The sequence below is a fragment of the Pseudoalteromonas sp. P1-7a genome, from assembly GCF_001401855.1.
GTDB lineage: Bacteria > Pseudomonadota > Gammaproteobacteria > Enterobacterales > Alteromonadaceae > Pseudoalteromonas.
On sequence record NZ_LKDU01000015.1, the window covers coordinates 54,412 to 79,562 of the forward strand.

The 25,151-nt window shown below is 40.5% G+C and carries 18 protein-coding genes; 9 read left to right on the top strand and 9 right to left on the bottom strand.

Annotation, left to right across the window (positions count from 1 at the left end):
• Nucleotides 1-148 precede the first annotated feature (148 nt).
• Nucleotides 149-1,351, top strand: coding sequence for a Bcr/CflA family multidrug efflux MFS transporter (locus AN389_RS11090; RefSeq protein ID WP_055018517.1), 1,203 nt, complete (start codon nt 149-151; stop codon nt 1,349-1,351).
• Between the two features lie 28 nt (nt 1,352-1,379).
• On the opposite strand, the gene grpE is transcribed toward AN389_RS11090, so the two are convergent.
• Together grpE and AN389_RS11100 are read right to left on the bottom strand one after the other, a co-directional pair.
• A complete protein-coding gene (grpE, locus tag AN389_RS11095; protein WP_055015222.1) occupies nt 1,380-1,994 on the bottom strand; it encodes a nucleotide exchange factor GrpE in 615 nt (204 codons plus the stop codon).
• 58 nt (nt 1,995-2,052) lie between these two features.
• Nucleotides 2,053-3,018 (bottom strand): HrcA family transcriptional regulator, encoded by a 966-nt coding sequence (locus AN389_RS11100; protein ID WP_055015223.1) that lies wholly within the window; start codon nt 3,016-3,018, stop codon nt 2,053-2,055.
• A 280-nt stretch (nt 3,019-3,298) separates the two neighbouring features.
• Between AN389_RS11100 and nadK the strand changes: the two genes are divergently transcribed.
• The 3 genes from nadK to recN all read left to right on the top strand — a co-directional run bounded on the left by nadK (nt 3,299) and on the right by recN (nt 6,574).
• Nucleotides 3,299-4,183: an NAD(+) kinase gene (nadK, locus tag AN389_RS11105; RefSeq protein ID WP_055015249.1), complete on the top strand. Its 885-nt coding sequence runs from the start codon at nt 3,299-3,301 to the stop codon at nt 4,181-4,183.
• A 75-nt stretch (nt 4,184-4,258) separates the two neighbouring features.
• Nucleotides 4,259-4,825: a hypothetical protein gene (locus tag AN389_RS11110; protein ID WP_055018516.1), complete on the top strand. Its 567-nt coding sequence runs from the start codon at nt 4,259-4,261 to the stop codon at nt 4,823-4,825.
• A 75-nt stretch (nt 4,826-4,900) separates the two neighbouring features.
• Nucleotides 4,901-6,574, top strand: a complete 1,674-nt coding sequence (recN, locus tag AN389_RS11115; protein ID WP_055015225.1) for a DNA repair protein RecN — start codon at nt 4,901-4,903, stop codon at nt 6,572-6,574.
• A gap of 364 nt (nt 6,575-6,938) precedes the next feature.
• Here recN and AN389_RS11125 read toward each other — a convergent pair whose 3' ends face one another.
• The 4 genes from AN389_RS11125 to AN389_RS11145 all read right to left on the bottom strand — a co-directional run bounded on the left by AN389_RS11125 (nt 6,939) and on the right by AN389_RS11145 (nt 15,662).
• On the bottom strand, nt 6,939-7,958 hold the full coding sequence (locus tag AN389_RS11125) for a GGDEF domain-containing protein (RefSeq protein WP_235575965.1): 1,020 nt from the start codon (nt 7,956-7,958) through the stop codon (nt 6,939-6,941).
• A 639-nt stretch (nt 7,959-8,597) separates the two neighbouring features.
• Nucleotides 8,598-10,013, bottom strand: a complete 1,416-nt coding sequence (locus AN389_RS11130; RefSeq protein ID WP_055015228.1) for an FAD-dependent oxidoreductase — start codon at nt 10,011-10,013, stop codon at nt 8,598-8,600.
• A gap of 9 nt (nt 10,014-10,022) precedes the next feature.
• Nucleotides 10,023-14,480, bottom strand: coding sequence for a glutamate synthase large subunit (gltB, locus tag AN389_RS11135; protein ID WP_055015229.1), 4,458 nt, complete (start codon nt 14,478-14,480; stop codon nt 10,023-10,025).
• An 843-nt stretch (nt 14,481-15,323) separates the two neighbouring features.
• The gene (locus AN389_RS11145) at nt 15,324-15,662 is read right to left on the bottom strand and encodes a Grx4 family monothiol glutaredoxin (RefSeq protein ID WP_016709200.1); all 339 of its coding nucleotides are present in this window, start codon (nt 15,660-15,662) and stop codon (nt 15,324-15,326) included.
• A gap of 266 nt (nt 15,663-15,928) precedes the next feature.
• Here AN389_RS11145 and AN389_RS11150 point away from each other — a divergent pair, with 266 nt between their 5' ends.
• The 4 genes from AN389_RS11150 (at nt 15,929) to AN389_RS11165 (ending at nt 21,484) form a co-directional block, all read left to right on the top strand.
• Complete coding sequence (locus AN389_RS11150; RefSeq protein ID WP_055015231.1) at nt 15,929-16,510, top strand: Fe-Mn family superoxide dismutase; 582 nt, start codon at nt 15,929-15,931, stop codon at nt 16,508-16,510.
• Nucleotides 16,511-16,719: 209 nt separating this feature from the next.
• A complete protein-coding gene (locus AN389_RS11155; protein ID WP_055015232.1) occupies nt 16,720-18,642 on the top strand; it encodes a PrkA family serine protein kinase in 1,923 nt (640 codons plus the stop codon).
• Between the two features lie 26 nt (nt 18,643-18,668).
• Nucleotides 18,669-19,952, top strand: a complete 1,284-nt coding sequence (locus tag AN389_RS11160) for a YeaH/YhbH family protein (protein WP_055019807.1) — start codon at nt 18,669-18,671, stop codon at nt 19,950-19,952.
• Between the two features lie 17 nt (nt 19,953-19,969).
• Nucleotides 19,970-21,484, top strand: a complete 1,515-nt coding sequence (locus AN389_RS11165; RefSeq protein WP_055015234.1) for a SpoVR family protein — start codon at nt 19,970-19,972, stop codon at nt 21,482-21,484.
• A 115-nt stretch (nt 21,485-21,599) separates the two neighbouring features.
• On the opposite strand, the gene AN389_RS11170 is transcribed toward AN389_RS11165, so the two are convergent.
• A complete protein-coding gene (locus AN389_RS11170) occupies nt 21,600-22,571 on the bottom strand; it encodes a diguanylate cyclase (protein ID WP_055015235.1) in 972 nt (323 codons plus the stop codon).
• Between the two features lie 3 nt (nt 22,572-22,574).
• Complete coding sequence (locus tag AN389_RS11175) at nt 22,575-23,579, bottom strand: response regulator (RefSeq protein WP_055018510.1); 1,005 nt, start codon at nt 23,577-23,579, stop codon at nt 22,575-22,577.
• Between the two features lie 216 nt (nt 23,580-23,795).
• Here AN389_RS11175 and tpx point away from each other — a divergent pair, with 216 nt between their 5' ends.
• Entirely contained in the window at nt 23,796-24,383 is a 588-nt protein-coding gene (tpx, locus tag AN389_RS11180; RefSeq protein WP_055019808.1) for a thiol peroxidase, read from the top strand.
• A gap of 107 nt (nt 24,384-24,490) precedes the next feature.
• Here tpx and adk read toward each other — a convergent pair whose 3' ends face one another.
• Nucleotides 24,491-25,135 carry an adenylate kinase gene (gene adk, locus AN389_RS11185; RefSeq protein WP_055015238.1) on the bottom strand — a complete coding sequence of 215 codons (645 nt, stop codon included), beginning with the start codon at nt 25,133-25,135 and terminating at the stop codon, nt 24,491-24,493.
• Between the last annotated feature and the right edge of the window lie 16 nt (nt 25,136-25,151).

Genomic DNA, 25,151 nt, shown 5'->3' on the forward strand with positions numbered 1-25,151 from the left:
CACAGTGCCAGTTTAGAATCTTTGCTCCTTTATTGCTTCGCTTTTTATTGTATGTAAATAAATTAACTTACTAGTCAAACTCAGTTTATACCCTTGCTTTGCCCTGTTACACTGTAGGCCCTGTTTTTAGTGAATGTTGAGTGATTACATGGACGCCTCGGCCTCGTCTTTTAATACCCGAATATTGTTACCTTTGTTAGCCAGTATTGTGGCTATAACGCCATTAGCTATTGATATGTATTTACCGGCCATGTTGGTTATAGCGAACGATTTACAAACCAGTATGCCAAATGTACAAATTTCGCTAAGTATTTATTTGGCTGGCTACTCGTTAGGTATGCTATTTTTTGGCCCTGTTGCCGATCAACTCGGACGGCGAAAACTAGCCCGTATTGGCTTAACCTTATTTGGTGCAAGCTCATTTGCGCTGGCCTTTACCACCGAAATACAGACCTTTTGGGTACTTAGAGCCGTGCAAGCATTCACCGGGGCGGCCGCCACGGTGGTTGTGCCTGGCGTAATTAGGCATATTTATCAAAAAAACACCGCTAAAGGCATGTCGTATGTTTCTATGATTATGATGGTAGCCCCCTTAGTTGCCCCCTCTGTTGGGTCATTTATTTTAGGGTTTTCGGTATGGTCAACTATATTCTTAGTGCTTGCTGGATATAGCTTTTTAATATTAGCGCTTGTTCAAATATATTTAATAGATATCCCCATTCATAAAAATGAAAAAAAAGGCCTAGCCTTGTTTTTTGATAGTTATAAAACTGTGCTGAGTAACAAAAATGCCCGTGCAGATATTTTAAGCTCGATGTTTGTCTCGTTTGGCTTTTTTTGTTTTTTAACCTCAGTGCCTTTTGTATACCTTGATTTATATGATGTCTCCGAGCAATTATTCGGGATTTTATTTGCCTTTAATGTCATGGCTCTAATGTTTGGTAACTTTTTAAATACCAGAATAGTGCCAAAAATCGGCTCTCGTAAAATGCTCTACATTGGACTTGTATGTGGTTTTTGCTCAGGACTGGCACTGCTTACGTTTAGTTTATTACACCTTTCTTTATATTATATTGTAGCGGCTATTGCGCCATTAATGATGAGCTTAGGGGTAACAGCGAGTAATGCTGATTCGTTGATATTAATGAAGTTTGAAAAAAACACCGGCACCGCTACAGCTGTCATCGGTACGCTGCGCTTTGGCAGTGGCGCACTTGTAGGTCCTCTTCTGGCAGTTATGCATGCTAAAAGTGCTGTGCCGTTTTCGAGCTTAATGTTTAGCGCTGTGCTACTGACTATACTTGTGCAATTAATCCACTATAAAATAGACAAAAAAAATGCCTCATCATGAGGCATTTTTTATAACAAGCAGTAACTAATTAAGCGTCAGCTTCTTTAGATACCATAACCATTGCTGGGCGCAATAAACGGCCATTTAAAGTATAGCCTTTTTGCATTACTGCAAGTACTGTATTTGGTGATACATCGTTACTCGGCTGGATAGACATAGCCTGATGGAATTCTGGATTAAACTGCTCACCTTGTGGATTAACAATTTCAACGCCAAACTTTGCAACCGCATCGTTGAAGCTTTTAACTGTCATATCAATACCTTCAAGCACTGGCTTTAAGGTTTCGTTTTCTTTATCAGAAAACTCAATAGCGCGCTCTAGGTTATCGATTACCGGTAGTAATTCGTTAGCAAACTTTTCCAGTGCAAATTTATGTGCTTTTTCTACGTCTTGTGCGGCACGACGACGAATATTATCTACATCTGCGGCGGCGCGTACAACACTGTCTTTTTGATCTGCAATTGTTTGTTTTGCAGCTTCAAGCTCTGCATATAACATTGCAATTTCAGCTTCAGGGCTTTGCTCTTGGTCTGCCTCATGCTGCTCTGCGGCTTCCACTGCAGCTTCAACATCAGCTTCCATTTGAGCTACTTCTTCGTTTAGTTCTACTTCTTGCTCTGGTTTTTGTGTCTGCTCAGACATAAAATACGTGCTCCAATTCTTTACAACTGCGGTAATTATGGGGATTGAATAAAAAGATTCAAGAGTTAGATGGCTCTAATAATTTAAATTCTTGGATTAATTGTTCAATTTGCGCCGATTTAGGACAAATTACGCAAAAACGGCTTTGATATTCTTGTTCCTGAAAATACGGAACACTAATTACAATCAGCTCATTGCAGTCAGTAAACGGTAAGTTTTCAGTGTTTAATACTGATACACCATTTTTAAATGCGAGTTTATCTTCGACAAAATTTAAAAATGAAACGCCAATATTTAAGCTTTGTTCGCAGTCGATTTTTTTATATAAATAGTTTTCGCCGACGACAATGCTGTTATCAGACCCTAACTTTTGACTAAGTTGGCGTGTCCACTGTGTAAGTGAGTCATGGCAGTTACGCGGTGCGGTGTTTGCCATAGCTTGCATGCGGTACAAACCCTCCATTAAAGTTTGTTGGCTGAAAACCGTGTTTAACCAAGTAGCAAATTGGTAGCGCACTGCATCTGATGAGTCATCAGGTTTGTTGATGCAAATATTGTGGCTTTGCCCTGCCCTGTCTATGAGTAATACCAACCAATTGTTAGAATCAAACTCAAGCACTTCTACTCTAAATACTTGTTGTGAACTTGCCTGAGGTAGGCCAACGCAGCAACATACTTGATACTTTTGGCTCAGCCCATGCGCAAGCTCAACTAACTGTGTTTGCTCTGGCTGCCAATAATTTGCAATATCAGCTAACGGAAAAAACTCATCAAACCAATAATCAAACCCTTGGTTTGTTGGCACACGCCCTGCTGATGTATGAGGGGAATATAACAAGCCTACTTTTTCAAGTCGCGCCATAGCATTTCGTACAGTGGCAGAGCATACCGCCATACCTTTTTGCTTCGCTATTTTTGTTGATGGAACGGGCAATCCTTCACCATTACAATAAAGGCTCATCACTGCTGAAAAAATTTGTTGATCTCGTGGGTTTATATTCATGTTATCTACATCTTGTTGCATGAAAGATATATCGGGGCAGTTAAAACAAATTCAAGCCTAAAGCACGCTTTAAGTGAATATGCTATTGCAGGTATTCCAATAAAACGCCGCAAGCACTATTTTTAAACAGTAAATACCAAAGTTAAAGTGGAATTTAATATATTAAGCTAATAACTATTACTTAGCGGCTTTGTAATATAAAGCCTTAATTGAATCATTATCATATAGCTAAATCTATGTTTTCAAACATTTGTGTTTTGAGTTACTCTACAAAAATATTATTACTATTATTGCTGCCATTATGCACTCACCGTTTAAAATTATTGGCCTTATAGGTAAGCCAAACCACCCTAAAGCTGCGGCTACGTTACAACGTTTACATACTTTTTTATCGGCTCTTGGCTTTACAGTGATTGTAGAAAAACGCACCGGCGGGCAATTATCTGATGTGCCTGATACGCATCAAGTTGACCTTGTCAGCTTAGGCGAACAAGCTGACCTTGCTATTGTTGTAGGGGGTGATGGCAATATGCTTGGTGCTGCACGTGTGTTGGCACGCTTTGATGTCGCTGTAATTGGGGTTAACAGGGGTAATTTGGGCTTTTTAACCGATTTAAACCCCGAAGGCTTTGAAGGCAGCCTTGAGCAAGTATTAAGTGGCGACTATTTAGAAGAGAAACGTTTTTTACTCGAAGTAGAAGTATACCGTCATAATGAACTTAAAAGCGCCAATTCAGCCGTCAACGAAGCGGTGCTGCATGCCGATAAAGTAGCCCACATGATTGAGTTTGAGGCTTTTATCAATAATGACTTTGTGTTTTCTCAACGCTCTGATGGTTTAATTGTATCAACCCCCACAGGCTCTACAGCTTATTCTTTATCGGGTGGAGGCCCTATTTTAACGCCTGAGCTTAATGCTATTTCACTCGTACCTATGTTTCCGCATACATTATCGAGCAGGCCATTAGTTGTTGATGCAGATAATGAGGTACGTTTAAAGTTAAGCCTTGATAACACCGACAGTTTACAAGTCAGTTGCGACAGCCATGTCGTGCTTGCCGTTTTACCTGGCGATGAAGTCGTAATTAAAAAAGCAGATAGAAAACTGCGCTTAATTCACCCAAAAAACTACTCTTACTACAACGTTTTACGTACTAAACTTAATTGGGGCAGCCGTTTATACTAATTTTATTGCCATGTGTAGTGCTTTAGCGCAAAATACAAAACAAATAAAAATTAATCAAACTAGGAATATCTAGCAATGACTTATGTTGTTATCTTTGCTTTGTTATTACTTATCACTTTGCTTGGCGCTTACATTAGGGTTGAAAACAATAGAAAAAAAGCCCTAGAAATCAAAAAAAAACAATTTAACGAACGTGTTGCCCACGTTAACACTCGTCTTAAAACTAAGCTTAACAATTTATTAGAAGCCAAAATAATAAGACCTAAATATGTAGCGCAAATTCAGGCAATTGTGAGTAACTTTTTTGTGGTTCAACCTCATACAGAGGAAAACCTACAGCATTTAGAAGATATTAGCGACAGTTTAGTAAGTACGCTTTCGATTGAGTTTCAAAAAGCAGTGCAAAGTGAAAATACACAAGCTCTGCAAGACAATATACAGTACTTTGTGAGTGAGTTACCGCAGCAAGGTATACTTTTTAATAAAGCGTTTTATCAAGAAATTTTACCTTCATTAATTCTACAAATTAAAACTGATACACCTGTAAATCCAAGCGAAACCCTTGAAAATACTGAAGAAGGCCCTTCTGATGAAAGTGCGAATACTGATGAACAGCTTTCTCAAAATGCCAGTGTTGCTTAAAAAGTAAAAAATTAATTTGCAAAAAACCTAAACACTGTATAAATTAACAGTTAATTCACTGGATGGATGAACAGTATGTTAATTGGTTTAGAAATTAAAAATTTTGCAATTGTAAGTAATTTAAGCACTGAGTGGCATAACGGCATGACGGCGATCACGGGTGAAACCGGCGCGGGTAAATCTATTGCCATTGATGCTCTTTCACTGTGCCTTGGCGAACGCGCTGAAGCGTCGGCTGTTCGCCCAGGTACAGATAAAGCCGAAGTGTGTGCACAATTTGATTTAACTGCTCTCCCTCTTGCCAAAGCATTTTTAGAACAACACATGCTCACCAGTAACGACAACGAGTGCCTACTTAGACGTGTTGTATGTAAAAATGGTCGAAGTAAAAGTTATATCAATGGCAGCGCTGTTACAGCCGCTCAACTTAAAGAGCTGGGACAATACTTAATTTCTATTCACGGGCAACATGCTCATCAGCACCTTTTAAAAGCTGAACACCAGCTGCAGCTGCTTGACGCCTATGCAGGCCATAACCAGCTTGTAAAAGCGGTTAGTCAAAGCTATAAGCTCTATGCAAACCTACAAAAAGAATTTAAACAGCTTGAGCAACAGCAGCTACAGCAAGCTGCGCAAAAACAATTACTCGAATACCAAGTTGCCGAATTAGACGAATTTGCCTTACAAGACGGCGAGTTTGAAAAAATAGAAGCCGAACACTACAAACTAAGTAATAGCCAAACTATTTTAGAAGCGTGTCAGCGCGAACTGCAGCACCTATACGAAAGTGATGAACAAAATGCCTGCTCTATGCTTCAACACAGCGCACAGCAATTTGCCGAGCTTGCAAATTATGATGAAAGTTTAGCTGGTGTGGCTGCATTATTAGATGAAGCCGCAGTTCAAGTAGAAGAAGCAAGCAGAGAAGTAAGAAACTATGCAGAGCAAGCCGACCTAGACCCCACCCGATTAACAGAGGTGGAAACCCGCTTAAGTGGCGCAATGGACTTAGCCCGCAAGCATCACATAAAGCCACAAGAGCTGGTTGAGTTTCATCAAGGTTTAACACAAGAGCTGGAGTCAATTAGCAACAATAGCTCACGTTTGGCACAATTAGACGATGAAATAAGTAATGCGCTCAGTGCATACCAAAAGGCCGGCGAACAATTAAGCGAAAGCCGTCAAAAATATGCTAATACCTTAAACCAACTAATTAGTGACAGCATGGCTAACCTGTCGATGGAAAATGGGGTCTTTGAAATTCAGCTTAACCAAGAAGTTGAACGCCAACCCAACGCGCTAGGTTTTGATAGTGTTTCGTTTTTGGTCTCTACTAATCCTGGGCAGCCATTGCAGCCTTTAGCTAAAGTAGCTTCGGGTGGTGAGTTGTCGCGTATAAGCTTAGCTATACAGGTGATTATTGCGCAAAAAGTGACAACGCCAACGCTTATTTTTGACGAAGTTGACGTTGGAATATCAGGCCCTACCGCTTCCTCTGTAGGGAAATTACTACGCCAACTAGGAAAATCAACACAGGTTATTTGTGTAACTCATCTACCGCAGGTTGCAAGCAGTGCGCACCAGCAGTTTTTTGTAGCAAAAGAAATTGCACAAGGTGAGACTTTTACCCAAATGCTCAGCCTAAATAAAGACGGACGCATTAACGAAATTGCGCGCTTGCTTGGTGGCGACAATATAAGTAAAACCGCTAAGGCAAATGCTAAAGAGCTTATTATGGCACACGCCTAAGTTATACTTTTGCTACAAAAGTGGAGAGACGTTTTAAATGCAAAACATGCTGATAAATTTTTGCCATGTTACTGGGTGGCTACTTGTAGTTTTGAGCTTTTTGCTTATAGGGTTTAGTAAATTTAAGCACGCAGAATTTAAACTAAAACTTTTTAGCTTTTTAAAAATTATATTGGTTTATCAAGTAACTGTGAGTGTATGGCAGTGGTTTATTATTGGCAACATTGTGACTAATCATCAATGGTTACTTTTACTATCACAAATACTGTGCAGTGCAATATGTTATTTAAGTGTGCAGCGGCGAAAAAGTAAAAGCCGCCCAAGCCTTGATAGCTTTTCTATGGACTGACTAACATAGCTGCTGCTAAGAGCACGTTCTATTTTTACCTTGCTCTTTTGCTTTGTATAAACGCTCGTCGGCCAGTTTTATGTCTTGGGCTATAGTTGTAGTTAACTGGCTTTGCGCAAGCCCTATACTTATAGTTAATACTACCGAGTTTCCATTCATACGCACTGGTTTTTTTTGTAATTCTGAATGAATTTTTTCTGCAATACTCTGCCCCTGCTCTTTGTCGCTATTTGGTAATGCAATTAAAAACTCTTCACCGCCCCAACGCGAAGCTATAGCTTGCTTTGGCAAACTCTTTTTTAAAATATTGGCAAGTTGAGTTAACGCTTCATCACCAAAGTCGTGGCCGTAGTTGTCATTAATTTTTTTGAAATTATCAACATCAGCTAACAAAATTACATAAGGCTGTTTAGTTTTTTTACGAAGATGTTTAAGCTGCGCCAGCTCTTTCATCATAAAACGTCTATTTGGTAAATCAGTTAAATGATCTATTGTGGCGAGGCGTTCATTTTTAATACTCAGCGCAACTATTTTTTCATTGTATTTTTCGCGTGAGCGCTCGTAAAAACCGCTTAATAAGGCCACTATAATAAAGGAGATAACTACCCTCAGCGGCAGTGCTTCAGGTTGGTAATCGTAAATATTAAAACTATCTGTGATGATAAACCCAGCAATCACTGCAAATAAAAAAGCTATGATATCAACAGTTCCCTTTTTAAGGCCTCTGATTGAATAAGTCACCGGTGATACAATAAATATCCAAATGGGGCCGGTTCCTTCAGCTCCGCCCGTGATCACTAAATAGAGCATTAAACAGTAAAGATTATATAAAATGGTCGTCGCTGATTTTTCGACTGCACGGTAAAGGCTAAAAGCCCACGCATAAAACCCCGCAGAAACTAACAGCATAGTACCAAGTATTACATCTGTATTAGACAATGCATTACACGCCATAGCGAAGGTAGCTATAAATCCGATAGTCGAAAAAAAGCGTACAATTAGCTTTCTTTCTCTGTTGTCTGAGTATGCATTCATATTATTATTTTTAATTGCAAGTGAGCTTTAAAAACTCATTATCCGAGGATTCAAAAAAGAAGTTAGCTGCAAGTTTGTACTGAAATAGCACTTTAAGCAAGATTTACTCGTTAATTATTGGTTAATGGCAATTTTTTAATACTTTTTCACTTAAAGAAGCGAGCCTATCAGTTAAGAGCTGACTGGCGTTTTTATTGGGGTACTTACTGGGTTTAGGTAGCACACACCTTGGATAAGCTCGCTCTTGTTTTACTGGGCAATGCTAAACTTAATTTACTGACAATACTCCTGCGTGGGTCTTCGCGATAAAGTGACATACAAATGACGGTTCACAATGCCATCTCGGCAGGTAATCTTTTATGTCTTATCGTTGCTGCACCTACAGGTCCTGAACATTGCTTAGTAAACACAGGACAAAGGAAATCACTGGGTTGCCCTAGTCATTCTTTGTTTAATGCATGTCCATTGGCAGGGCAATTGCGGTAGTGAGTTGCAAAAGAAAAGGCTCCTGAATCAATTCAGAAGCCTTTATATATTAACCAGTAGCCTCTCGGTCAATGGATCATTTAATATGCCTTAGTTTATCGGCATTAAGCCCGTTCACTTGCCTTTATTACATTTAAAAACGTAACGCGCTAACTAAACCTCTAAATAATCCATAATACCTTCAGCAGCGTTACGGCCTTCAAAAATAGCTGTTACAACTAAATCAGAGCCTCTCACTATATCGCCACCTGCAAATATTTTTGGATTAGTTGTTTGATGAGTAAATTCACCTTGCTCTGGTGCGTTAATGCCGCCCCAGTGGTTAATTTCTACGTCATACTTTTCTAACCAGTCCAGTTTGTGTGGTTTAAAGCCAAACGCCATAATAACTTGGTCTGCCTCAAGTACGTGCTCTGAGCCTGGTACTACTTCTGCTCGGCTACGGCCGTTTTCATCAGGCTCACCAAGTTGAGTTTTAACCATTTTAACGCCGGCAACATGGCCATTATCATCAAGTACAATGCCCGTTGGCTGTACATTAAAAGTAAAGTTTACACCTTCTTCTTTAGCGTTTTTAACTTCACGTTTAGAGCCTGGCATATTTTCTTCATCACGACGATAAGCACACGTTACTTTAGCTGCATTTTGGCGAATAGAAGTTCGCACACAGTCCATCGCGGTATCACCACCGCCAAGTACCACAACCTTTTGATTGGCCATATCAATGCACGCTTGATTTTTCTCATCGTAACCCATAACGCGATTTGTGTTACCAATTAAAAATGGGAGTGCATCGTGTACGCCTGGCGCGTCTTCGTTTTCAAGACCAGCGCGCATACTCTGATATGTACCTACACCTAAAAATACCGCGTCGTAGTCAGCTAAAATTTCGTCCATAGTGATATCTACACCCACTTCAACGTTTAGCTTAAATTCAACACCCATTTCGGTGAAAATTTCACGGCGCTTTTGCATTACTTCTTTTTCAAGTTTAAAAGAAGGGATACCAAAAGTCAGTAATCCACCAATTTCTGGGTGACGGTCAAAAACCACTGGTTTTACACCGTTACGCACTAAAATATCTGCGCACCCTAACCCAGCCGGACCCGCACCAATAATCGCCACTTTTTTATCCGTCCATGTCACGTATGACATGTCTGGCTTCCAGCCCATTTTAAATGCGGTATCGGTAATGTATTTTTCAATATTACCTATTGTTACTGCGCCAAACTCTTCATCAAGCGTACATGAACCTTCACACAGCCTATCTTGTGGACATACGCGTCCACACACTTCAGGCAAGCTATTTGTACGATGAGAAAGCTCAGCCGCTTCTAAAATACGGCCAGTTCTAATTAATTTTAACCACTGAGGAATGTAGTTATGCACTGGGCATTTCCATTCACAGTAAGGGTTACCACAATCTAAACAACGGTCAGCTTGTGAATTTACCTGATTCTCAGAAAAGGGTTCGTAAATTTCCACGAAAGATTTTTTACGCGACGAGATTGGTTTTTTGCGTGGATCAACACGCTGCACGTCTATAAATTGATATACATTTTCGCTCATACTGCCCCCTTATTGCGCTTGAACACGAAGTTCTGCGCTACTACGAGCGCGGTGCCCGAGTAAACTTTTTACATCACTTGATTTTGGTTTAACTAGTTTGAACATAGGTAAATACAGTTCAAAATTAGCTAAAATGGTTTCTGCTCGACATGAACCTGTAAGCTCTAAATGCTCAGCAATTAGGCCGCGCAAATGCTCTTGGTGCGAGCTTAAATCATCAAGTGTTACTACTTCTACAAGCTCTGGATTAATGCGTTTTTCAAAGTCACTTCGCTCATCTAAAATATAAGCAAAACCACCTGTCATACCCGCACCAAAGTTAACGCCTACATTACCTAGCACACATACAACGCCGCCAGTCATGTATTCACAGCCGTTATCACCTACGCCTTCAACAACGGCTTGCACGCCAGAGTTACGCACTGCAAAACGCTCACCAGCACAGCCTGCGGCAAATAACTTACCACCCGTAGCACCGTACAAACATGTGTTACCTACAATGGTCGCTTTATGACTTTCAAACGATGAACCCAGTGGTGGACGTATAACAAGCTTACCACCAGCCATGCCTTTACCCACGTAGTCGTTTGCATCGCCAATAAGGGTCATTTCAAGGCCACCAGCATTCCAAACACCAAATGATTGCCCTGCAGTACCATGTAGCTCAATCGATACTGGATCTGCAGCCATACCTTGGTTGCCATGCTTTGAGGCTATGTAACCCGACAGCATTGCGCCAACTGAACGGTCTGTATTACATATGCGGCTTACTAGCGAAATACCCGAAGAAGTATCAATTGCTTGTTGTGCTTTACCTAGTAACGTTTCGTTAAGTTCACCTAAATAATGAGAGCTATTTGGCGCACTACAAAATAAGGTTTCGCCCGTTGGGTTATTTGGCTGAGCAATCACAGACGATAAATCTATTTTCTTTTGCTTCGCTGTTTTACCTTCAATTGCTTCAAGTAAATCTAAACGGCCAATTAAGTCAGTTAGATTAGCAACACCTAAGCTTGCCATAATTTCGCGCGCTTCTTGTGCGATAAACTTAAAGTAGTTCATCGCCATTTCTGGTAAGCCGTGATAATGCTTTTGACGAAGTGTTTCATCCTGCGTTGCAACACCGGTCGCACAGTTGTTTAAATGACAAATACGTAGGTATTTACAACCTAGCGCCACCATTGGACCCGTACCAAAGCCAAAGCTCTCAGCACCTAAAATAGCGGCTTTAATGATATCTAAACCTGTTTTTAAGCCACCATCTGTTTGCAGGCGAATCCGGTGACGAAGGCCATTTTCAACAAGTGCTTGCTGGGTTTCTGCTAGGCCAAGCTCCCAAGGGCTACCTGCATACTTTACAGACGTAAGCGGGCTTGCGCCTGTGCCACCGTCGTAACCCGAAATTGTAATTAAATCAGCGTATGCTTTAGCTACACCGGTAGCAATTGTGCCTACCCCTGGCTCAGATACCAACTTAACCGAGATCATCGCTTCAGGATTTACTTGTTTTAAGTCAAATATTAGCTGGGCTAAATCTTCAATCGAGTAAATATCGTGATGCGGTGGTGGTGAAATTAATGTTACACCGGGTACCGAATAACGAAGCTTTGCAATATACGGCGTTACTTTTTCGCCTGGTAATTGTCCGCCTTCACCCGGTTTAGCACCCTGTGCCACTTTGATTTGTATTACATCAGCATTACGAAGGTAGTGCGGCGTTACACCAAATCGACCCGAGGCAACTTGTTTGATTCGTGAGTTTTTCTCGGTGTTGTAACGGAGTTTGTCTTCTCCACCTTCACCAGAATTTGAACAGCCCCCAAGGCGGTTCATTGCAATGGCTAGCGCTTCATGCGCCTCTGGCGAAAGTGCACCAATACTCATTGCTGCAGAATCAAAGCGCTGGTATAAAAATTCAGCCGGCTCAACATCATCAATGCTAATACCTTTTTCAGGTAATTTAAGCGCTAACATATCGCGTAGCGTTGCAATAGGACGGTTATTAACTAAATCAGCATAGGCTGAGTAGTCTTTATAATCGCCTGAACGTACGGCCTTTTGTAGCGTTTGAATAACATCAGGATTGTAAGCGTGGTATTCACCACCGTGAACATATTTTAATAAACCGCCGTGGCTGAGTAACTTACGCTTACTAAAAGCAAGTTTATGTAGCTTTTGCTGATCACTATCAAAATCGCTAAAACAGGCGCCTTTAATACGACTTGCTACGCCTTTAAAACACATCTCTATCATGGCATCTGATAAACCAACGGCTTCAAAAAGCATTGAACAACGGTACGATGCAATCGTACTTATGCCCATTTTAGACATAATTTTGTAAAGGCCTTTATTTATAGCTTTTCGGTACGAAAGCGTCACTTCGCAGTACGATTTTTCAATCACTTTACTGTCGCTCATCGCAACCAGTGACTCGTATGCAAGGTATGGGTATATTGCGGTTGCACCAAAACCAAGTAATACAGCAAATTGGTGTGCATCGCGTACGCTGCCCGTTTCAATAATAATATTAGACTCACAACGTAAGTTATTATCTACTAAACGTTTTTGTACAGCACCTACCGCCATTGCAGCAGGAATTGGTAATTGGGTTTCGCTAAAGTTACGGTCAGATAAAATAAGCATTACACAGCCTGCAGCTGCTTTTTCTTGTGCAGCGTCGCAAATACGTGCAACCGCTTTTTCTAAACCTTCCTCTGCTGTGTATGTAATATCAATTTTACAGTAGCTGTAATGCTCGTCATCAGCATTTAGTAGCTGCTGCATATCAGCATACATTAAAATTGGCGTATCAAACTGTAGACGCTTAGCATGGCCTGTGGTTTCATTAAATACGTTTTGCTCACTACCAATACACGTTGCCAATGACATTACGTGGTTTTCACGCAGCGGATCGATTGGCGGGTTAGTTACTTGCGCAAACTTTTGGCGGAAGTAATCATACAGTGAACGATGCCCTTCGCTTAACACAGCAAATGGCGTGTCATCACCCATAGAACCTGTTGCTTCTTGGCCATTTTCACCCATTACACGAATTACACTATCGAGCTCTTCGTTAGTGTAACCAAACATTTTTTGGTATTTAACAAGCGTTTCGTCATCAAATGAGCGATTACCTGCATCCTGTTCGGTAAGCTCTTCAAACGGAGTTAGGCGTTTAACATTTTCTTCAAGCCATGACTTATAAGGGTGACGCGATTTTAAATCTTGGTCGATTTCATCTGAGTGCCAGATTTTGCCTAATTTAGTATCAATTACTAAAAGCTCGCCTGGCCCTACACGGCCTTTTTCGACCACTTCATCTGCAGTGTAATCCCAAATCCCTACCTCAGAGGCCAGTGTAATAAAGCCATCTTGAGTAATAACATAGCGCGCCGGGCGCAGGCCATTTCTATCAAGGTTACACGCTGCAAAACGCCCATCAGACATAACAATGCCCGCAGGGCCATCCCACGGCTCCATATGCATAGAGTTAAAGTCGTAAAATGCACGTAAGTCATCATCCATAGCACGATTTTTTTGCCATGCAGGTGGCACTAGCATACGCATAGCACGGAATAAATCCATGCCACCCGCTAAAAACAGCTCCAGCATGTTGTCTAGGCTTGATGAGTCAGAGCCAGTTTCGTTTACAAACGGCGCTGCGCTTTGTAAATCAGGAATAAGTGGCGAAGAAAACTTATACGAACGTGCACGAGCCCATTGGCGGTTACCTTCAATGGTATTAATTTCACCATTATGCGCTAAATACCTAAATGGTTGTGCTAAAGGCCAACGCGGCTGAGTATTAGTAGAAAAACGCTGATGGAATACACAAATAGCGCTGGTCATACGAATATCAGCTAAGTCTAAATAAAAGTTAGGCAAATCTGCAGGCATCATAAGGCCTTTATAGATAGTCACTAACCCCGATAAACTCGCAATATAAAACGACTCATCCTCTGCTAAACGCTTTTCTGCGCGGCGACGTGCTACATATAAACGTCGCTCTAAATCTTTAGAACGCCAACCTTCCGGCGCACTAACAAAAATTTGTTCAAAACCAGGTAATTGCTGTGTAGCAATTGGCCCTAGCATTGAAGGGTCAGTAGGCACTTCACGCCAACCAAGTATTTTAAGTGTTTCTTGTTCTAATTCTTCACATAAAACCTGTTTTGCAGCTTGTGCTAAAACGGGATCTGAATTTAAGAAAACCATGCCTACGGCGTAATTTTTACCTAAGTGCCAGTTATGCTCGTTAGCAATGGCACGAAAAAAACTGTCAGGTTTTTGGAGTAATAAACCACAGCCGTCGCCTGTTTTACCATCGGCAGATATACCACCGCGGTGTTGCATGCGATCAAGTCCAGTAATAGCTGTACGAATAAGCCGATGACTAGCTTGACCATTTACTTGGGCTATTAAGCCAAAGCCACAATTATCTTTTTCTAATGTTGAGTCGTATAACATAGACCCCTCCCTTGCTGCACTGTTAACGTGAATGAACTGCTCGACGATTTGCTAACAGACGCACAAAACTAGCCTCTATAGTAAATAGAGTCAATATTATTTTGAATACATATTCACATTCTTGAATATTTCTCACTTCAAGGCAAGGTTTCTTTTTAACTCATAAGTTTTAACATTTAGTGCTTTTTTGTGCGTTATTTTTTCATGACACTGGTGTCAATTTTAACATTTTGTAAAAACAAAGGGAGCACACCAATACCCTTTACGTAAACGTAAAGCCCCACCCAATGAATAAATATTCATTAAAACTTTATTGGTTCAGTTAACATTTAGATAGTTTAATGCAATTTAAATAAATTAAAGGTTTAGGATCACGCTTTTTTAGCGTTCATTGGTATAGTTATGAATTGCTGTGTCGTTTTTAGTGCAAATGGTGTGAATTTTTATTTAATACCAATTCGCTTAATTAAGTGTTCTATTTTGAGGCTGGAAAAACGTATTGATAGCCAGGCAAAAATCTCGATATTGGGTTGTGCTAAAAAAGAGCCTTTTAGCGCAGATAGCGACACGTATAGCTCAGCATAGCTGGTTACGTATTATTACGCCTTGGTATAAAACTCAATTTTTTAATTAAAATTTGCGCTTATATAAGTAGCATTGTTGCTTACTTATCCTTACTAAGGTGTATCTAAACGAGGAGTGAGGCCTGAGTTTGCTAACTATTGAGTACAAATTATTGGCTATAATCATGGGCTGATCAATAAATTAAAACGCAAGAAAGTTATAGATAGACACAAAAAAGCCACGTAAACGTGGCTTTTATTATGTTTAGCAAAGTAACTATTACTCTGCGTCAGCTTCTTTATATTTAGCTGCTGTTTCAGTGATCAACGGCTGTAATTCACCACGCTGAAACATTTCAATAATAATGTCGCAACCACCTATCAATTCGCCCTCAACCCAAAGCTGTGGGAAGGTAGGCCAATTAGCGTATGCTGGTAGCTCAGCACGAATATCTGGATTTAGTAAAATATCAACATAGGCAAATGGTTCGCCACATGACATTAGAGCTTGTGACGCTTGTGAAGAAAAACCACAATTTGGTAATTTAGGTGACCCTTTCATGTAAAGGATAATTGGGTTTTCAGAAATCTGCTGTTTAATTTTATCAATGGTTTCCATCTACAACCTCAAAATGACGATAGCTTGATATATCCGGGGCTTGAAAATAAATCATTGTGGCCACAAATATATAACTTAAAATGGGCAAATAAAGCCGCAATTGAAATAGTCTTTAGCAATAGCATTGCTGTTTGCTTAAACTTGAGTAAAATACTCAACAATTATAGTAACACTATATTCTCGTTTGGTATAGGTAAGTGGTCTGTTCTATCAGGCATTACGTACTACCAAGCGCGTTATCAACCAAAAGAAGATGGAGATAAAAAATGGCATTTGAACTACCGTCACTACCATATGCAATTGATGCACTTGAGCCTCACATTTCAAAAGAAACTCTTGAGTATCACCACGGTAAGCATCACAACACGTATGTTGTTAAATTAAACGGTTTAATTCCAGGTACTGAATTTGAGAACAAATCTTTAGAAGAGATTGTTTGCTCATCTGAAGGTGGCGTATTTAACAATGCTGCACAAATTTGGAACCACACTTTTTACTGGAACTGCCTATCTCCAAATGGCGGCGGTGAACCAACAGGCGCAATTGCTGATGCTATCAACGCGAAATGGGGCTCATTTGACGCGTTTAAAGATGCACTAAACGACAAAGCTGTTAACAACTTTGGCTCTAGCTGGACATGGTTAGTTAAACTAGCTGACGGTTCATTAGATATCGTAAACACATCTAACGCAGCAACGCCACTTACAGACGAAGGTGTTACACCAATCCTAACTGTGGATTTATGGGAACACGCATACTACATTGATTACCGTAACGTGCGTCCAGATTACCTTAAAGGTTTTTGGGCGCTTGTTAACTGGGAATTCGCGAACGCTAACTTCGCTTAATTAGCCACTATAGGCTGATTAAAAAAGGCGCTTCGGCGTCTTTTTTTATGCCTTTATAAAATTTAAGCCGCCGTTATACGTGCTAAATTGATAAATTAGCCACATGATCTTTTTTCACTTAAATTTTTAATTTTATTGCACAAAAATTTCAAACTGAGACTAGACTTTAAAAAGTAAGCACCTTTTTAAAGTGGGTTTCGGAGGTTATTATGACTATTTTTGAGCACTACCAAGCACGATACGAAGCAGCACAAGAAGAAGAATACAGCATCAGCGAATTTTTAGAAATTTGTAAAAACGATAAATCAGCTTATGCCAGCGCACCCGAGCGCTTACTTATGGCAATAGGTGAACCACAAATGGTTGATACTGCAACCGACGCACGTTTAAGCCGGTTGTTTTCTAATCGAGTTGTTGCACGCTACCCTGCATTTGAAGACTTTTACGGCATGGAAGATGCCATAGAGCAAATTGTCTCTTATTTAAAACATGCGGCTCAAGGACTAGAAGAATGCAAACAAGTCCTTTATTTACTCGGCCCCGTAGGGGGAGGTAAATCTTCAATCGCTGAAAAACTAAAATACTTAATGCAACAGGTGCCTATATACTCAATTAAAGGCTCGCCGGTAAACGACCACCCGCTTTGTTTGTTTGACCCCGTCGAAGATGCAAATGTGCTTGAAAAAGAATACGGTATTAAGCCCCGTTATTTAAAAACCATTATGTCGCCATGGGCTGCAAAACGACTAAAAGAATTTAATGGTGACATCAGCCAATTCAGAGTTGTAAAGCGCTACCCTTCTATTTTAAATCAAATTGGTATAGCCAAAACCGAGCCTGGTGATGAAAACAATCAAGATATTTCAGCATTGGTAGGCAAAGTAGATATTCGTCAGCTTGAGCACTTTGCTCAAAACGACCCAGACGCTTACGCTTATTCAGGCTCATTATGTTTAGCAAACCAAGGCTTAATGGAGTTTGTAGAAATGTTTAAAGCACCTATTAAAGTGCTGCATCCACTCCTTACCGCAACGCAAGAGGGGAATTACAACGGTACAGAGGGCATAAGCGCCCTGCCCTTTAACGGCATGATTTTAGCTCACTCAAATGAGTCAGAATGGCAAACGTTTAAAAATAACAAAAACAACGAAGCGTTTTTGGATAGGGTATATATTGTAAAAGTTCCTTACTGCTTGCGTGTTACCGAGGAAATTAAAATATACGACAAACTCATTCAGCACAGTGAACTGGCAAGCGCCCCCTGTGCACCAGGTACGTTAAAAACACTGGCACAATTTACTACGCTTTCTCGTTTAAAAGAGCCTGAGAACTCAAGCATTTATTCAAAAATGCGCGTATACGATGGAGAAACCCTAAAAGATACTGACCCTAAAGCGAAATCTTATCAAGAGTACCGTGATTACGCAGGAGTTGACGAAGGTATGACTGGTCTTTCGACCCGTTTTGCTTTTAAAATTTTGTCACGCGTATTTAATTTTGATACCACTGAAGTGGCCGCCAATCCAGTGCATTTATTTTATGTATTGGAACAACAAATAGAGCGTGAACAATTTAGCGCTGAAGTGGAAGAGCGTTATTTAAGCTTTTTAAAAGGCTATTTAATTCCACAATATGTTGAGTTTATTGGCAAAGAACTCCAAACCGCTTATTTAGAGTCTTACTCTGAGTATGGGCAAAATATTTTTGACCGCTATGTAATTTATGCTGATTTTTGGATACAAGATCAAGAATATAGAGACCCAGATACAGGACAACTATTTGACCGCGCATCGTTAAATGCAGAACTTGAAAAAATAGAAAAACCCGCCGGCATTTCTAACCCCAAAGATTTTAGGAATGAGATAGTTAACTTTGTATTACGTGCACGCGCTCACAATAATGGTAAAAACCCACTATGGACAAGCTACGAAAAACTGCGCACGGTTATTGAGAAAAAAATGTTCTCAAACACTGAGGATCTTCTCCCTGTTATCTCCTTTAATACTAAAACCTCAGCAGAGGATCAGCAAAAGCACGAGGACTTTGTTAACCGCATGGTTGAAAAAGGCTACACGCAAAAACAAGTGCGTTTACTTTCTGAGTGGTATTTACGGGTTAGAAAATCGCAGTAACCTTCATGTAGTTTAGGGGGAACAGTATGGCGCATTTTATAGATAGACGTTTAAATGGTAAAAATAAAAGCACGCTTAACCGCCAGCGCTTTATTAGGCGCTATAAAAAGCAAATAAAAGAAGCCGTATCTGATGCGGTTAATAAACGTAGCGTTACCGACTCTAGTTCAGGGGAGAGTATATCTATCCCGCAACGAGATATTAGCGAGCCCATTTTTCACCAAGGTAAAGGGGGCGACAGAGAACAAATTCACCCTGGCAACGATCAATTCTCTACAGGTGACAAAATTGAGCGCCCCAAAGGCGGCCAAGGTGGTGGTGCAGGCGATGGCGATGCGAGTGATTCAGGCGAAGGCCAAGATGACTTTGTGTTTTCTATTTCTAAAGATGAATACCTTGATTTGCTCTTTGAAGACTTAGCGCTGCCCAACTTACAAGAAAATCAGCTAGATAAGCTTGTACAAATGAAAACTCATCGGGCTGGTTTTTGTAGCGATGGTATGCCCAGTAATATTGATATAGTACGCTCATTACAGGGCTCACTCGCCAGGAGAGTCGCCATGAGTGCGGGTAAAAAAAGGCGCTTAGCTGAGCTTGAAGGTCAACTCGCGATGGAACTTGAGCAAGCCGCCAGCGACCAAGCTATCGTAGCATTATTGCAAGAGGAAATTGATCAACTCAAACAGCAAATAAAATCCGTACCTTTTATCGATAACTACGACTTACGTTTTCGTAATTATGAAAAACGCCCCCACCCCACCAGCAAAGCCGTTATGTTTTGTATTATGGATGTATCAGGCTCGATGGATCAGGCCACAAAAGACATGGCAAAGCGTTTTTATATTTTGCTGTATCAATTTTTGACCCGTAGTTATAAAGACATTGAGGTCGTGTATATACGTCACCATACACAAGCTAAAGAGGTCGACGAACAAGAGTTCTTTTATTCTCAGGAAACAGGTGGCACTATTGTCTCCAGTGCCCTTAAACTAATGAACGATATAATAAAAGAGCGTTATGATTCAGAGCAGTGGAACATATACGCGGCGCAAGCATCCGATGGCGATAACTGGGCAGACGATACCCCTCACTGCGCAGAAATATTACGCAATAAGCTACTTAGCGCCATTCGTTACTTTGCTTATATAGAAATTACCACGCGTGCGCATCAAAGCTTATGGCGCGAATACCAAAACATAACCCACACTCATAGCAACTTTGCTATACAACATATACAAAGTGTTGAAGATATTTACCCTATATTTAGGGAGCTCTTTAAAAAAAATCGTCAACAACAAGGCGCTGCTTAGCCTAAACGAGGTTTACGATGAGTAATGAACGAATTAGTGATGGTCCAGACTGGACCTTTGAATTGCTTGAGCAATACCAAACTGAAATAGCCCGCGTTGCCACCCATTACCGATTAGACACTTACCCTAATCAAATCGAAGTCATTACAGCAGAACAAATGATGGATGCGTATTCAAGCGTTGGCATGCCAATAGGATACAGCCATTGGTCATATGGTAAAAAATTTATTCAAACAGAACAAAATTATAAACGTGGGCAAATGGGGCTGGCTTACGAAATTGTTATTAATTCAAATCCCTGTATTGCTTATTTAATGGAAGAAAACACACTTCCCATGCAGGCTTTGGTTATGGCGCATGCCTGTTATGGCCATAATTCATTTTTTAAAGGGAACTACTTATTTAAAACATGGACTGACGCCGATTCCATCATAGATTACTTAGTGTTTGCTAAAAATTACATTAGCCGTTGTGAGGAAAAATATGGCATTACTCAAGTAGAAAACTTGATTGATTCGTGTCACGCATTGATGAATTATGGTGTAGATAGATACAAACGCCCGCAGCAAATATCCCTTTTTGAAGAGCAAAAGCGTCAAAAAGAGCGTGAAGATTACATGCAATCACAAGTAAACGAGCTATGGCGTACTATCCCTAAGCAACAACAGGAAGCTAAAAAGCAAGAAAGACACTTTCCCCAAGAGCCGCAAGAAAATATCTTATATTTCATCGAGAAAAATGCGCCACTATTAGAGTCTTGGCAGCGAGAAGTAATACGTATTGTTCGAAAAATATCGCAATATTTTTATCCACAAAAACAAACCCAAGTAATGAACGAAGGGTGGGCAACCTTTTGGCATTACACTATTTTAAATCACTTATATGATGAGGGTAAGTTAACCGACTCATTCATGATGGAGTTTTTGCAAAGTCATACCAACGTGGTTTATCAGCCACCTTATAACAGCAATTACTATTCAGGTATAAACCCCTATGCCCTAGGCTTTAATATGATGGTGGATATTCGCCGTATTTGCGAAAACCCAACAGATGAGGACAGACGCTGGTTTCCTGAGTATGCAGGGACTGATTGGCTTGACACTCTGCATTTTGCGATGGAAAATTTTAAAGATGAAAGCTTCATAAGCCAATTTTTATCACCTAAGCTAATACGTGACTTTAAGTTATTTACTATTGTCGATCATAGCCGTAACCCACATCTTGAAATAGGCGCAATTCATGACGATAGCGGCTATCGGGCTGTACGCGAAGCGCTTTCAGCGCAGTATAATTTGAGTAATCACGAACCTAACATTCAAGTGTATAATGTTGATATTAGAGGCGATCGCTCTTTAACGTTGCGCTATGTCCCCCACAATAATATCCCCCTCGCGAACTCCCACAAAGAGGTGCTAAAACACCTTTACAGGTTATGGGGATTTAAGGTGCAACTACAGCAAGAGACAAGTAGCGGCGATGTCTCTACGCTTGGCCAATGCCCTGCTGATGACACACGCCATATTTCAGAGTAAGTAAGGTGGAAAAGCAAAAGTCATTAGCATTTGTGGGCATAAAAACAGCGTAAGCTCGCAGAGCTAAGTATTACTCACGTAGCATTATTTTAATAGCACATAATAAAAATGACGCTTATGCGTCATTTTTTATATCCTCAAAATCAGTTACTCTATTACGACCATGCTCTTTTGAGTAATACAACGCTTTATCCGCAGCTTCAATCCAACGTTCATGCTTTGCAAACTCTGGGCTATTGCCTGCAAAGCCAACACTCACTGTCATCTCTATTTTTGTATGCTTATAAACAAAAGGGTTGGCCTCTATCAGTGCTCTTAAGCGCTCAGCAAATGTTGCTGCGCCTTGTTTGTCGGTATCAAGTAAAGTAACAACAAACTCCTCCCCACCATATCGTCCTGCTATGTCGGTTTCGCGAAGCGTCGTTCGAAGCAAATCTGAAAGGTGGCGAAGCGCCTCATCACCACAGCTATGACCATGCTCATCATTAATTTTTTTAAAATGGTCGATATCGAACATTAACAGTGTGCTGCTACCACCACTGCGCTTAACGCGCAAAAACTCTTGGTGCAGCGTGCTTTCCCAATGCCCGCGATTATACAGTTGCGTTAGGCTATCAGTTTGGCTGACTTGTTCTAAACGCTTGTTTAAATCTTCCAATTCTTTTTTATTTACTGCCACATCGGTAACATCGTAAATAATAATACAAATATGGCTTACTTCGCCCAATGTGTTGGTAAGTGGAATAAAAGTCGCGTTTTGGTACATGTAATCCGCTTTACCAGTAATTGGCCGATAATTTTTAAAACGGAAAATGTAAGGTTGCTGCTCCCAAATAGTAAACGAGCGGTTTTTAAGTACAAATACAGACTCTGATTTACTTCTAAACCATTTTTCGTCAATTGAGGGGAATAAATCAAATAAATCTTTGTCCTTTACAGCGCTGGGCAATAGCCCCGAATGGTTTTCCATAAAGCCATTCCATACGCACACTTTATAGTCTCTATCCAGTACAACCAGGCCCACATCGACTGTGTTAAACATATCCATTAACCAATGGATTTCATTCATTTCTAAATCAGCGGCCATAACTTAGTCTTCTAATAGGTAAGCAACTTTGTATTTCAAAGTCTTCAGTGAATCTTCGGTAAATAACAGCATAAGGTCACAGTTAATATCGTGGTTTTCGATGCCGTAGCTTATCTCTATTGCTAAAGTTCTTTGCCAACGAGATTTATTCGATTTAACCAACTCTGATACATCGCGATGCTGGCCAAGTACAATGGGGTGGCCTTGACTAAAAGACATATCAAGCTGTTTAGAGAGCCCCGTTAAAATTGAGCCTATTAGAATATTACTAATATCCATAAGCAGCTCAAGTTCAACCTTGTCGTTAAGCTCACCATCGTAATTCATTAATGACGCAATTTCTTTAAAGCTTGAGTCATTTAGTAAAAGCAACGCCTCGCCAGATACGCCACCGCCAATAAAGCCTTGGCAAACGCCCGAGGTAGCTGCGTTGTTGTCAATAGACTGCAACGCCATGTCTAGCTCATTAACTTCAAGCACATTCACATTCGGAATCGGCAGCTCTACAAACACGTTTAAAAGCCGTGCAAGCAAATCCCCCGCTTGACCCATAGCAACATTTGTAAGCTCTTGGTATATATCGCGCACATCTGGGTCTACTTGCTCACCCAAAGAGTGGGCGAGTCGTTCGCGCATGGCTTTATCTTTAATACCGTGGTGCTCAATAATATCTGCGAGCTTTTCAGCTGAGCAAGGCTTTTGGATAAAATCAATAGCCCCTAACTCTAAAACACGTTGGTGCGCATTTGGCTGAATATCGCCAGATACCACCACGGTTAGGATATTAAGACCTTGCTCTTTCATGGCCATAAGGACTTCGTACCCGTCCATTTCAGGCATGTTTAAATCAAGAAAAAGTATTTCGGGCTCGATTATTTTTAGTTTTTTGATGCAATCAACACCATCTTGAGCAAACTCTACTTTAATATCCCAGTCATCTGGTAAAGAGCGAGCTAGCTGGCGCCTCGCTAATTTTGAGTCGTCACATATTAATACGGATGTTGACATACTATCTCTCTATTATTTAACCCAATGTTGTCAATAGGCCTTATGACTTTATTAAAGATACATTTTGTAACTACATGTTAATAAAAGTTCTTCGAGTTTACAATTTATATATCACAGAACTTATTATTACTTTTACAGTGATATTTAATCGCTTGGTTAGTGATATTCAGTATAATACACTCAAACCTATTGCGTTAATTTAAAAGGAAATAACCTATGGTACGCTCTCTTATTTTTGCACTAAGCACGCTTGCTTTAAGCTCAGTTGGGCACGCATCACAGTACCCCGAAAACACGCTTGATGCAGGTAAGGTCTCTGCTCAGGGTAAACCTGTCACCTTGTTAGGTAAAGGTGTAAGTGTAGGTGATAATGCGCCAAATTTTAAAGTAGTTGATGGTGGTTTTGCTCCTGTAAATCTTGATGATTATAAAGGGCAAGCAGTATTGATTAGCGTGGTACCAAGTTTAGATACAGGTATTTGTAGCTTACAAACAAAGCATTTCAACGAAAAAGTGGCAACGCAATTTCCTGCTGTTGCGATGCTGACAATTAGCGCCGATTTACCTTTTGCTCAAAAACGCTTTTGTAATGCTGAAAACATCGACAAAGTAACAGCCCTTTCTGACTCTGTATGGCGAGACTTTGGCCAAAAATATGGCTTAATTATAAAAGATATGGGCCTGCTTACCCGCGCCGTATTTATTTTAGATAAGAGCCACACAGTGATATACAAACAACTCGTGCCTAATTTATCAACCGAGCCAAGCTACGACCCAGTAATAGAAAAGTTAAAAGCGTTGTAGGTACTAAGTTTTACCAAATGGTTTAATTTAAAATTGTTAAAAGCTAATAAATACAAAAAAACCGCCTGAGGGCGGTTTTTTAATACCTAAGCTGTGTTTAGATTATATTAACCTAAAAGCTCTGCTAGTTGCTGGCTTACTGTTTCAACAGCTTGCGTACCATCAAGTTTATGGTACTGCGTGTTGCCCGCTTTTGCTTCAGCTTGGTAATAATCAACCAATGGCATAGTTTGCTCATGGTAAATACCTAAACGTTTGCGAACTGTTTCTTCCGTGTCATCTGCACGGATAATTAGTTCTTCGCCTGTTTCATCATCTTTACCTTCCACTTTTGGTGGGTTGTAAACAACGTGATAAACACGGCCAGAACCAGGATGCACACGGCGGCCACCCATACGCTCAACAATTACTTCATCAGCAACGTCAAACTCAATAACGTGATCAACCACAACGCCATTTTCTTTCATTGCATCTGCTTGTGGAATGGTACGTGGGAAGCCATCAAGTAAAAAGCCTTGTTCACAATCTGGTTTAGCAATACGCTCTTTAACTAAACCAATGATGATATCGTCAGAAATTAACTGACCTGCATCCATTACTTTTTTAGCTTCTAAACCAAGTGGTGTACCTTCTTTAATGGCTGCACGAAGCATGTCACCGGTAGAAATTTGTGGAATACCGTATTTGTCCATTAAAAACTGAGCTTGCGTACCTTTACCAGCACCTGGCGCGCCCAAAAGAATAATGCGCATATCATTGTCCCCTAGT